This is a genomic window from Sediminibacterium sp. FW305-C-61 (assembly GCF_058231065.1).
On record NZ_JBIQXR010000002.1, the window covers coordinates 21310 to 34268 of the forward strand.

7 protein-coding genes are annotated in these 12959 nt (G+C 39.4%); 3 read left to right on the forward strand and 4 right to left on the reverse strand.

Going from position 1 to position 12959, the window contains the following annotated elements; genetic code table 11:
* Positions 1 to 12: 12 nt before the first annotated feature.
* Positions 13 to 1551 (forward strand): ArnT family glycosyltransferase, encoded by a 1539-nt coding sequence (locus tag ACH30E_RS05260; protein ID WP_490823944.1) that lies wholly within the window; start codon positions 13 to 15, stop codon positions 1549 to 1551.
* Here the strand turns inward: ACH30E_RS05260 and ACH30E_RS05265 are convergent, their stop codons facing one another.
* The 4 genes from ACH30E_RS05265 to ggt all read right to left on the reverse strand — a co-directional run bounded on the left by ACH30E_RS05265 (position 1552) and on the right by ggt (position 9313).
* A complete protein-coding gene (locus ACH30E_RS05265; RefSeq protein ID WP_490823945.1) occupies positions 1552 to 6285 on the reverse strand; it encodes a translocation/assembly module TamB domain-containing protein in 4734 nt (1577 codons plus the stop codon).
* Between the two features lie 143 nt (positions 6286 to 6428).
* Complete coding sequence (gene nudK, locus ACH30E_RS05270; RefSeq protein ID WP_490823946.1) at positions 6429 to 7016, reverse strand: GDP-mannose pyrophosphatase NudK; 588 nt, start codon at positions 7014 to 7016, stop codon at positions 6429 to 6431.
* A gap of 21 nt (positions 7017 to 7037) precedes the next feature.
* Positions 7038 to 7571, reverse strand: a complete 534-nt coding sequence (locus tag ACH30E_RS05275) for a DUF1572 family protein (RefSeq protein ID WP_294992612.1) — start codon at positions 7569 to 7571, stop codon at positions 7038 to 7040.
* 20 nt (positions 7572 to 7591) lie between these two features.
* Positions 7592 to 9313, reverse strand: a complete 1722-nt coding sequence (ggt, locus tag ACH30E_RS05280) for a gamma-glutamyltransferase (protein WP_490823947.1) — start codon at positions 9311 to 9313, stop codon at positions 7592 to 7594.
* 122 nt (positions 9314 to 9435) lie between these two features.
* Between ggt and ACH30E_RS05285 the strand changes: the two genes are divergently transcribed.
* Together ACH30E_RS05285 and ACH30E_RS05290 are read left to right on the forward strand one after the other, a co-directional pair.
* Positions 9436 to 11934, forward strand: a complete 2499-nt coding sequence (locus ACH30E_RS05285) for a M14 metallopeptidase family protein (RefSeq protein WP_490823948.1) — start codon at positions 9436 to 9438, stop codon at positions 11932 to 11934.
* 73 nt (positions 11935 to 12007) lie between these two features.
* Positions 12008 to 12847: an alpha/beta fold hydrolase gene (locus tag ACH30E_RS05290; RefSeq protein ID WP_490823949.1), complete on the forward strand. Its 840-nt coding sequence runs from the start codon at positions 12008 to 12010 to the stop codon at positions 12845 to 12847.
* Positions 12848 to 12959 lie beyond the last annotated feature (112 nt).

Sequence of the window (12959 nt, forward strand, 5' to 3'; positions counted from 1 at the left end):
TTCAGCAACATCATGTATCAACAATATAGCAGAAAAGTTTTTTGGCTGATTATTATCAGCGCTATTGTAAAACTCATCATCGCAGGGTTCCTTGAATTGGGCAATGATGAAGTGTACTACTGGACCTATGCCCTGCAGCCAGACCTTAATCATTTTGATCATCCTCCAATGGTTGGTTGGTTGATACGACTTACTACTTTGAACTTGTGGTGGGTAAATGAAGTAACAATACGATTAGGAGCTATACTTTGTTCAGCTATTGCAACTTGGATCATTTTTAAATTAGGTAAACTGATCGATAGTGAAAGAGTAGGGTGGCTTGCGGCACTTATTTATACCTTGTCTGTTTACACAGGTTTTATAGCTGGTTTATTTATTTTACCTGACTCTCCACAAATGCTCTTTTGGGTAGCATCCTTATACCTGATGGCTTATCTCATCTTAAAAAGAGAAGAAGAAAATATCGGGGTATGGCTATTATTGGGTTTAACCATTGGACTTGCTACACTTAGTAAAGTGCATGGATTATACTTATGGGCAGGCTTTGGAGCATTTCTTTTATTTACGCGTATACAATGGTTAACCAATTGGCGACTTTATGTAGGTGTGCTGATTACACTTCTCTGTATCGTACCTATTGTTTATTGGAACTTTGAGTATGATTTTATTACCTATCGGTTTCATTCTGCAAGGGTAACCAATACTAGTTTACAATGGGATATGTTGGGAAGAGAAGTTGTTGGCGAAGCATTGTACCAACATCCGGTTGTCTATATCCTCATGCTGCTTTCTTTATTCGCAATCGCTACTAACCGGATCCGGTTTGGTAGAAAGCGCGTAACCTCCTGGCTCTTATGGATGAGTGTTCCGATGATATTAATCTTCTGGGGCGTATCCTTATTCAATCCAACTTTACCACATTGGGCAGGACCAGCATACATACCACTCTATTTAATCGCGGCACTGTTTTTACAGAAAAGCAGTAACCGGATTTATCCGATATGGATACAGGCTTCCTTTATATTGGTTGTTGTTGTGCTTACAGCCGGGGTAATTTTGGTTCGTTATTCACCAGTAAATTTTGGTAGCCAGCAAAAAGAGAACTATGGTGAATATTGTCCAACACTTGACTTATCGGGCTGGGAAACCATGAGTGAACAATTCAATAAAATTTATCAGGCAGATATTAATGCCGGCACCATGCGAAAAGATGCTGTATTAATAACAAACAAATGGTTTCCTGGTGGTCACCTGGAGTTTTATACAGCAAGAAAAACCGGCATGAAATTAATTGGAGTGGGTGAATTACAGGACTTGCATAAATTCGCATGGTTGAATAAAGCAAGGGGAGGATTGCAAAAAGGAGCAGATGCTTATTTTATTGCTGCTTCTAATCTGCCCTACGATGTAAAGTCCAATTTGTCCAAATACTTTACCTCAGTTGAAGATCCGATTATAATTAATCAAATGCGAGCAGGAAAAATAGTGCGCTATTTCTATGTATATCGTTTGAAAGATGCAATAGCTACTATTCCCGAAATATTGCCCTGATTATTTTTTTCCGCCAGTTGTACCTGTAGTATCTGTTGGAGCCTTAAACTGAATATTTTCCGGCTTGTTTGCGAAAATATTGTCGAAGTCACGGCGGTAGGAGATACTGGCACCAAATCGATTTCTTCTGCCAATTCCACTGCTTGAGTTAGATATGTCCAGACTGTTTTTATTAAACAATATAGCCCTTAGTTTTCTGTCTTTGGAAAGAATGAATTCTATATTCAGATCGGGTAACCATTGAAGGTTGCCATTTTTTATAGCTGCAGAATTGCTCACGTTAAAATCAAGGTCGCCTCCGAATGTTACAATCATTTTATCCTGGAAAAAGCTCTTTCCTAACTTAAAGTTTACCCGAGATCTGTCGATGGAATTACTATTAATAGCCCCCCCTGCAATACTATTGGTTAGTTCATTGTTACTGTACCAGGAAGTTCCCAGATCAAAACGCAGGCTTTTATCGCCAGTTAATTTATACAGGAAATTGGAAAACATTTTATTGATCTCCTTGGTGAGTATTTGAGAAAGGGTATTGGCTCCAATAGTAGTAAATGAATTATTGGCACCATTGCCGCCACCATTACCAACACTTGGTGGGGCGAAAGTGTTGAATACAATTAAAAAGGATACCTGTTTCAGTATTTCATTTTCATCCTTCTCCAGTCTGGTGATATACTGTGAAAGTTCATTATCACTTTTAACCGGACTGCCCTGTGGGAAATCGAGTTTAAACTGTATTTTCGGTTGGGTCAGTTTGTCCCTTAACTGAGCAATCACATATACTTCCCCTCTATATCCCTTTGCTGCACCACTGAGGTTAATATTGGAAACCAGGTCATATAAGGCAATGCGTTCTGCGGTATAGCGTGCATCAATATGAATGTCGGCTTTAAAAGGATCTCCATTCCATTCAATAAAATTGCCCGCATCAGGCATCAGCTCAAATGGTTTTTTTATGAGTGACTGGAAATTGAAATCGTAGTTTCCTTTTTCGATATTATACTTTCCCCTTATCGACAGTGGTTCTGATGTTCCGGCAGTTATGCGTAGGGTGCCATTGCCAGACGCTTTAATCACATCGCCGGTAAGGTCATCTAATATTACATCAATCTGGGTTTTGTTGGTAGCTGTTAAACGAAGATCAACAGACAGGTTAAATCCACTGTTCTTTTTTTCTGATGCCATTTCAGTACCATACTCCTTAAATACAATAAAGTCTGCACTGCCACTTTCTCTGCTGGTTGAGTTTGGAATATAAATATGAGAGCTGTCGGTAGACTCAGCAACCAATGTCATTTTCGCGTTTGATTCTGGTCCCTTCAGTGTAAAAGTGGTGACTTTACCAATTGCATTGCCATAAAACTGCTGGTTGTTTTCTGGTTTTGTATCAATCAGTAATAATTTATTGGTCTTAAGATCAAAATCAAAAGCCATATTTTTAAATCCACGCTCGTATAGTTTTCCACTTACCGAGCCGGTGTTTTTAAATTTGTCACGAATGGTAAATTGACCGAAGTCGATTCCATCTTCTTCAAATTTTATTTCTGCTGAATCAATGTTGTAATAAACTTGTGTGTAATCGACTTTAAGTCTTGCATCATATAATTTTACCTTACCTGAAAGCGTAAGATTGGCGGGATCACCACCTATAGATAGTTTTCCTTTGGCCTGACCCGACAAGTCAGAAAAAATACCTGTCAGGAATTGGTTCAGGAAACCAATTTTAGCATCGTTCAGTGTAATATCATTGCTAAGCGGATTTCCAATTGAATCCTTAAGGTTATAGGAACCCTTTGCCAGAAAATCAAACCCAGGATTAGGAGAAATGATATCGTATCGGATAACCCCAGTCTTCTTACTATAGTCGGCTTTAATTTTTACCAGTCCAACAGAGTCATCATCAAACCTGAATTGTTCAGCAGATAATGTTGCATCGGCATTAAACTGTCCAAAGAAATCACGCATTACTATTTCACCACTGGTAATACCTTCCAGTCTTGGATTTTTCATCACCAGTGAGGTAAGGTCACCCAAGACTACGTTACTGAGTTTAACGATCAGGTTATTGGTATTTCCACCATCTTCTTCTTCTGTTTCAACGGTGATTTCCTGAAAGCCTTGTGTAAACTTAACATTGTCTGCTAGTACAAAATTTTTCCTGATAACGAGTTCTCCTTCTTTTTCCAGGTTCCATTTTTTGTTATTCAGTACAAAGGAAGATGGCAAAAATTGTATCCTGGCCCCATCAGAAAGGGTATAAACATCTGCGTTCAGATTAGCATCATTCAGTGTGTTATCGGCACTGGTTTTAATTGACACAAATGAGTGATCATCTTTCGCAGTTACGGAAAGATTTGTGCCGGGAAAACTTAAGCTGTCACCAATAGTTATGGTGGTTATATCTCCTTTCAATGAAAGGGTATCCATATTACCCGCTCCTTTTAACTGAACACCATTGAATGCATAATTGTCGATTTTGCCAAAAGGAACATTCAGGGTTAGTTGAATATCGTTTTTCTTCGTATCAATACTGCCGTATAAAGAGGCATCGTTAAAACCGGTAAATCTTTTGTTGAAAATCTGCAGATAGGGTTCGATATAATTGGTATTTACCTTTACATCAAAACGTTGGTTTTCAGGGATGCTTTTAGGTGCTGCAACATAAACAGGGTAATAGTGATGCAAGAAAGATTGAATACTAGTGGGTAATTCAAGTATGCTGAATTCTCCTTTTATCTCTGCCCTGAATTCATTACTACCGACGCGTAAAATTTTTATACCTTCTTCCTGAACGGAGGTAATATTAAGCGAGTCGAAACTAATTCGGGTGGTTTCGTCTTTAACAGCGGCATTCAGGAATTTTGCAGTACCGAGAAAGTTATCAATATTGGTGCCAGTGAAATTGGCATCAAGTAATCCGGTTAATTCAATCTGATCCTGAATAAAATTCAAAGCTTTCAGGTTAGATTGAACAAGGTCACCAACCACGTTAAAGCTGGGCACGTCTTTTGAAAAATCAATTTCAACAGAAGTAGTGAAATTTAAATTAGGGTCATCAATTTCCAGTTCACCAGAAAATGCCTTTTTCTGAAAAGTACCATTCGTTACTATATTCGAATAGGTATAGTTATTAAAGTTGAGTGAATCGATGGTTCCTTTCAGGGTTGTTTTAATCTTGTCAACAGCAAAACTACTCCCTTCAATTTCTCCTTTAAAGTTTACCAAACCCAGTGAATTGGTATTTAAGAAGCGCCCAATATTAAAACGGGTGGTTTCAAGGTTTCCCGTATAAGTGGGTTCTCCTTTAGAAGGTAGTTTCAAACTAATATTGGTTTTCAATCCACCCAATTCAGTGCTGAACATACCAGCAGTAACAAAATTGTTAATAGTGCCTTTAAAATCTCCGCGGTAAATAATATTCCCGAGTTCAGCAAGGTTGGGATCTTTGATATCTTTCAAAGCGGGGATAAAACTATATAGATCATTATAGTTTGTTGATACCACACCATTACTAAAATTAATTAGTGTGGTATTGATATTGGGAAGTCCTTTCATGGCAAAGTTGCCGGTGATATTAGTTTTATTTCCCAATCTTGCTGAAAGTCTTTCAACAGAAAAATCCGCAACAGTTCCCTTATAGTTTCCGGAAAGGTCAATATTTCTTTTAAGGGTTTTCAATTCAGGAGCGAAAAAAGCAATATCATCACTACTGATTCTTGCTTCACGGAAACGTGCATCCATCACAACCTTTTCTACATAATCGCCAAAATCCTTATTAAAATCCGTGAATTTCATCGCATAATAGTTGCCGATTCTACTCTTGTTGGTTCTGATATCAAGAGCCGCCAACTCCATGATCTGTGGTGTAAACCTGAATTTGGTTTTTAATTTCTGAAGCTGAAATCCGCTTCGGTCTTTCACAGATAGGTCAATGTCTGCGCGTAAGGTATCTTTTACAAAAGAAACCTGGTTGAGGGTACCATTTAATTTACTCAATTGAATATGTGACCCATCGAAATAGGCTGCAGGTTTTTTTTCATTGCCATCCAGAAAAAGTCTACCGTCAACAATTTGTAAAGTTTTGGCTTTAACCAACATATTGCCCGCATTGAATTGCAAGCCTGTGTCTTTACTTGGTGGTTGTTGTTGTCGAATCTTAGCTGGTCGAAGTGCGGCAATACCCTGAACAGCAAACAGTGGTTGAACCAGTTTAATATCATCTATCAGGAAAATAGATTTCTTCAAATCAACTTTTGATGCATTCAGCACCATGCTCTGCATTTCGACGGTCATTTTTTCTCCTGCCCATCTGTCATTTTTTACAAGCCTGATATTCTTAAGGTCAACTTTTTTCAGGTCGAGGTCCAGGCCACCTCCTTTTTTCTCATCGGTAGAAGGAGAGGAAAAATGATCAACAATATACTGGTAGTTCCAGGTGCTGTCTTTCCGGTTTATTTTAATGATGGCATCTTCCAGTCCAACAAAGCGTAATACGGCTTTGTCTTTCAGAAAGAACCAGTCTGTAATACGCACTTTAAGGTTTCCAGCGTATAATAAAGTGTCTTTTGAGCGGTCTCGAACCAATAAACCCTCCATATTCAGCCTGTTGAATAATCCAATGCTGATATACTTAATCTTAATTTCGGTTCCGAGTGATTTGGATAACCTGCTTGTGGCAATGCCTACCAATTTATTTTGAACATAGTCGGTCTGGATAGCAATAAAGATCAACAAAATCAGGGCTAAAATAACCAGCAGTACGCGCCTTAATATTTTGAGGGATTTCTTCAGAACAGAACGGGTTTATCGCAAATTTACAGAATACCTACCTGAGTGCAAATTCAGTACCAAAGACTTCAAAACCAGCTAAAAAAGAATTAATTATGGTCAAAAAGTCGATTTATAGCTGCGTATTGAAGCAGCATGATGGTTTTTCCATCTTTTATTTCACCAGATTCAATCATTTCAAGTGCTTTTCTGAATGGTAGTTCCAGCACTTCTATATGTTCCTGTTCTTCAGCCACCCCACCACCATCGGATACTTTCATGTCTTTATTATAAGCAGCCACGAAGAAATAAAGTATTTCTGTAACTGATCCGGGAGACATATACGCTTCAAATACCTTTTTTACATCTGTTACCTGGTAACCTGTTTCTTCCTCGGTTTCACGTCTTATACAATCTTCAGGGTTATCATGGTCCAGTAATCCTGCACAGGTTTCTATCAGCATTCCATGATCATTTCCATTCACAAAACTGGGCAGCCTGAACTGCCGGGTTAATACAACAGTTTGTTGAAGTTTATTGTAAAGCAAGATGGTTGCTCCATTGCCTCTGTCATAAACCTCTCTAACCTGTTTTTTCCAATTACCATTGTTCTCTTGAATTTCGTAGTGTATCTTTTTTAATAGGTACCAATTGTCTGATAAGATCTCTGTACTGATAATCCGGGCAGGAGATTGCATGAATATTTATTTAATAGGAAATTATTTTTGGGCGGCTTTTACAGATGCAAGATAGCTAAGGCTTTCACCTTTAGGAATGCTCAGCGATTTCCAGTCGGTATCCCGAATCATTCTGCCAACGTAAACAATCTGACCTACATGATAAGGATAGTGTGCTAATTGCCTGAGTATAGCATCATATACCGTGAGGGGCTCTGTACGAATGGTAACTGTTTTCATCAGGTCTTCCGGTTGAAGACTTTCCAATGTTTTTAAAAGGCAGTTCCAACCTTCATTCCAAAAGGAAAGAACATCTTCCTTACTTAGGGGAGTGTTTTCAAATTCGGCATCTCTTTTACGCCACTCTTTTTCTCCGTCTTCTGTTAGGAAATTTGTCCAGCGGCTCAGCATATTACCATACATATGCTGCACAATTACAGCTATGGTATTGCTTTCAGCAGAAGGTTGAAAAAAGAAGTCTTTTTCTTCCAACTGGGCAAATGTATGGTCGCCCAGTTCCTTATAGTATTTGAATCTCTTGATGGAGTCTTTCAAAAAGCCAGCTTCGAAATGCATATTAGTTTCAAATTTTTATATTAAAATCCTGCCACTGAATCATCACCTCTTTTATCTGCCACCGCTTCACGAAGTCCGGTTGTCAGAATTCTGATGCCTTCCGTTCTTCCTATAGGATTTCTTTCTTTTATTTTATACCCCATTGCTTCCAATTGTTTTCTGGTATCCTGTAGAAAATCTCTTTCAATAGATACCTCATCAGGAAACCATTGGTGGTGGAATTTGGGTTTATTGATGGCATTGTCGAGGTCCATCCTGAAATCAATCAGGTTTACCAATGCCTGAAAAACAGAAGTAGGGATGGTTGTTCCTCCTGGTGTTCCAATGGTTAGGTAGGGTTTGTTGTTTTTAAGCACAAGGGTAGGGGTCATAGAACTTAGCATCCTTTTGCCTGGCACAATAGCATTGGCTTCCCCGCCAAGTGCGCCATACATATTTGGTACACCGGGTTTAACGCTAAAATCATCCATCTCATTATTGAGAAAAAAACCAGCACCACCAACCACGGTTCTGCTTCCATATCCACCATTCAGTGTAGTGGTGATAGCAACGAGGTTACCCTGTGCATCAATAATACTTAGGTGGGTTGTTTCTTCGCTTTGTTGGATAAGTCCGGCTTTTACTTGTGTGCTATTTCCTGCTTTGTCTGGGTTGTAATCTGCCATTCGTTGGGTGAGGTAATGCTCGCTAATGAGGCTATCAACAGGAACATCCCAGAAATCAGGGTCGCCAAGGTGTTCTGCGCGATCGGCATAAGCCCTTCTTTCTGCTTCAATCATTAACTGCACACTTTTAGCAGTTTGAAATCCATAAGCATTAACCGGATATTTCTCGATCATTTTCAGCATCTGAGCAATCAATATTCCACCGCTGCTTGGAGGTGAAAAGCTGATGATATGGTGCCCCCTGTAATCAAAACGGATGGGCTCTCTCAATTTTGCTGTATAGTTTTTCAGGTCATCATAAGTAATGATGCCTTTACCACGCTGCATTTCTTCAACAATCAGTTTTGCTGTTTCACCACCGTAAAAACCCTGTGCGCCATCTTTCTGCATTCTTTTTAAAGTTGCAGCAAGTTCTTTTTGGTATAGTGTATCACCAGCTTTCCATTTTTCGGCTTTAATAAATGCCGTTGGCCTTGTGCTGTATTTCTGTATTGATTCCCTAACACTATTCAGTGATAAAGCTTCTCTTTCTGTTAGGGTAAATCCTTTTTCTGCAAGGTCTATTGCAGGTTGTATCAAACGGGCAAAAGATAATTTGGCATAGGGTAGGGTAGCAAATAATCCGGCCACCGTTCCTGGTATACCAGATGCGAGGTGGCCATTCTGGGATAAGGCAATCCTGGCATTTCCTTTTTCATCCAGGTACATATCTCTATTAGAGGCCTCAGGTGCTGCTTCGCGGTAATCGAGCCCGATTAATTCACCATCTTTTTTTCGTGCAAGTAAAAATCCGCCACCACCGATATTTCCGGCAGCAGGATATACTACTGCTAAAGCTAATTGTGTAGCTATTGCTGCATCAAAAGCATTGCCTCCCTGTTTCATAATCATGGCACCTACCTGACTGGCCAGGGGGTGTGCACTGGAAACTGCAGCCTTTTGGTAATTGGCTTTTTTGACAATGGAATACTTATAAGGGTCAATAGCTTTCCCTTTTCCTACAATCGAAGGAATATTTTGTGCCGACACAGACAAAGAAGCACAACCGATTAACGGAATAATCCACCATTTTTTCATGGCAGAAAATTAACACATTTACCAGAGACCTGATCCATTCAGCACCTTCTGTCGATAAAAAATACCCGATTCTTGTCAGATACCTGTATTCTTCCCTACTTTCACAACACATTTTAGCATATATGAAACCAATTATCTCCTTACTTTCTTTTTTGATGCTTATTTCGGCATCTTTTGCACAAAACGTTCCGAGTCCTGAATCCTACCTGGGATATAAAATCGGAACACGTTATACAAGACACCATAAAATTGTTGAGTACTTCAATGCTGTTGCCAAAGCCAGACCAGACATGGTTAAGCTTGAACAATACGGACTTACCAACGAAGGAAGGGAACTACTGTTGGCATTTGTAGGTACGCCAGAAAATATCCAAAAACTGGAATCAATTCGATTAAATAATCTCCGTCTGGCAGGCATAGCTAAAGATAAAGCCGCGCCAGTAATAAACGGAGCCCCAGGTATTGTTTGGCTCAGTTATAATGTACATGGTAATGAACCTTCCTCTTCAGAAGCTGCATTACTGATGATACATGCTCTTACTGATCCTGCCAATACCCAAACCAAAGAATGGTTAAAAAATACCATCGTTGTTATTGATCCTTGTATTAATCCGGATGGCCGCGACCGCTATGTTAACTGGTTTAATTCAATGGTTGGAAATAACATGAATGTACATCCGATGGCAAGAGAACATGCTGAGCCATGGCCAGGTGGTCGTAGCAATCACTATAATTTCGACCTGAACCGCGATTGGGCATGGCAAACACAGGTAGAAACACAGCAACGAATTAAAAAATACAACGCATGGCTGCCACAGGTCCATGTTGATTTTCATGAACAGGGATATAACTCACCTTATTATTTTGCACCTGCAGCCCAACCTTTTCATGAAGTAATTACCACCTGGCAACGCGACTTCCAGGAACTGATTGGAAGAAATAATGCATCATATTTTGATAAAAACGGTTGGTTGTTTTTTACCAAAGAAAGTTTCGATTTGCTATACCCTGCATATGGCGATAGTTACCCAATTTATAATGGGGCTATTGGTATGACCTATGAACAGGGTGGACATAGCAGGGGTGGTTTAGGTGTTGTTACTGCTGATGGGGATACGCTTACATTGGTAGATAGGGCAACGCATCATTTTACTACAGGGTTATCAACTGTTGAAACTTCAAGCCGTAATCACGAGAAATTGATGTCGGAGTTTAAGAAATATTTTGATGATGGAAGGTCCGGTAAAGTAGGGGAGTACAAGACCTATGTATTAACTGCTTCAGATCCACACAAACTAAATCCGGTTATTGAGTTACTTGAAAAAAATGGTATTCAATGGGGAACAGTAAGCAATAAAAATTTCCGAGGCTTCAATTATTTTACCGGAAAGGATGAAAACTTTACGGATGAAGGATTTAATATAGCAGTAAGTGCCTACCAGCCAAAAGCTGTGATGGCAAAGGTTTTGCTGGAACCAAAAACAATTGTGAATGATTCCAATACCTACGATATCACAACATGGTCATTGCCCTATGCCTATGGTGTAAAAGGATATGCGGTTAAAGAAAAACTTGATTTGGGCAACGACTGGAAACAACCCGTTGTAAATAAAGTGAATTCAAGCTATGGTTTATTAATTCCTTATACCTCTTTCAATAGTGCCAAACTATTGGCTGAATTACTGAAACAGCATATTAAAGTTCGTTTTGCAGAAAAGCCATTCCGTTATAAGAATAAAAACTATGACAGAGGTACTTTGATTGTACTTAAAACAGGAAATGGTACTGTTAATTGGAATGATATTACCAATGGTGCATGTATGAAATTTGGTGTGCAGGCAGATGTGGTTGAAACAGGCTTTATGGATCAGGGAGCAGACTTTGGTTCTTCAGATATTAAAAACATCAGTGAAGCTCCCAAAGTAGCTTTATTAACCGGCGATCAGGCCTCTTCTTTGGGTGCAGGAGAAGTATGGCATTATTTTGAAAGAATGCTCGACTATCCAATTACATTGATCAATGGAAGTGATCTTGGACGCATGAACCTGAAAGATTTTAATGTAATAATTGCTCCTGATGGCTATTTCCGCTCATTGGGTGAAAAATCGGGTGCTGACCGATTAAAAGATTTTGTGCGTGGTGGTGGTAAAATAATTGCCATGGAAGGTTCTGTTTCTGCCATGGCTGCTGAATTCGGATTGAAAACAAAATCAGATAAAGAAGAAGAAAAAGGAGATTATGTTGATGTGAAAAAGTATGGTGAAAGAGATCGCTCCTATTTACCTAATGCGATTCCAGGGGCTATATTTAAAGTTGACCTTGATAATACCCATCCACTCGGATTTGGTTATCCCGACTTCTATTATACACTCAAACAAGATGGTAATCTGTATGAGTTTATGAAAGGTGGCTGGAATGTAGGCGTGCTTAAAAAAGAAGCTTACGTAACAGGCGTTGCAGGAACAAAAGTGAAAAACAGACTCAAAGACGGTATGCTGTTCGGTGTGCAGAATATGGGTTCAGGATCTGTAGTTTTTCTTGCTGAAAATCCATTGTTCAGGAATTTCTGGGAGAATGGAAAACTTTTAATGGCAAATGCTGTTTTCCTTGTAGGACAATAAATAAAAAGGCCGTCCCAAATTAACTGGACGGCCTTTTTTAAATACCATGCGTCAGAAAAAATTTAAAAAGGTTATGAAAACAACCGGGGTTGTTTTAGTGCTGGTACTGTTGACATGGGTAATAGTAGGGGAGAGTTGCATGAAATTCAGGATGAGTGATGAAACCGCTTTAGAGAAATTCAGAAAAGCTGGCGTTCCCCTGGATATCCAAAGACTGAAAGTAAATGGACGAACACTGCATTATGTGAAAACTGGGAATGATAGTCTCCCAACCATTGTATTCGTTCATGGTTCGCCTGGTTCATGGGATGCTTTCGAAAGCTATATGCGCGATTCTTTATTACTCCGGAAATACAGGATGATTTCTGTTGATCGACCAGGTTTTGGATACAGTGATTTTAGGGATGCATTGAACCTGCAGGACCAATCGATGATCATCAATGCGCTTTTTGTTAAAGAAAAGAATCACCGCCCTGTTTACCTCGTGGGACATTCCCTTGGTGGTCCGTTGATTGTTCAGATGGCCGTTGACAGACCAGATTATTTCGATGCATTAGTTATCCTTGCCGGTTCAATTGATCCGGCATTGGAAACGCCAGAAAGATGGCGCCCTTTATTCATGAATAATCCACTTAAATTTTTAGTACCGGGAGCAATGCGGCCATCCAATGAGGAATTATGGTTCCTGAAAAAAGACCTCAAATTACTTGCGCCAAAAATGGGTAATGTGCGCTCAAGAATATTTGTTGTGCATGGCAACAAAGACATTCTTGTACCTTATGCCAACCTCGACTACGCTGTTAAACAATTTAAAAATGCCCGTAGCATCGACACCTTAACACTCCCCGGTGCAAACCATTTCATACCCTGGAGCCATTATAGGGCTGTAAGGGCGGTGTTGTTGAAGCTATAATAGCTGCAGGCCACAGGCTTCAGGCTGCAAGCTTTTTTTATTATTAATTAAAATATGAACAAGCGTAAATGTGGTAATGGAATATTTCTTTTAAGTAGGGTTTGCAAAACAA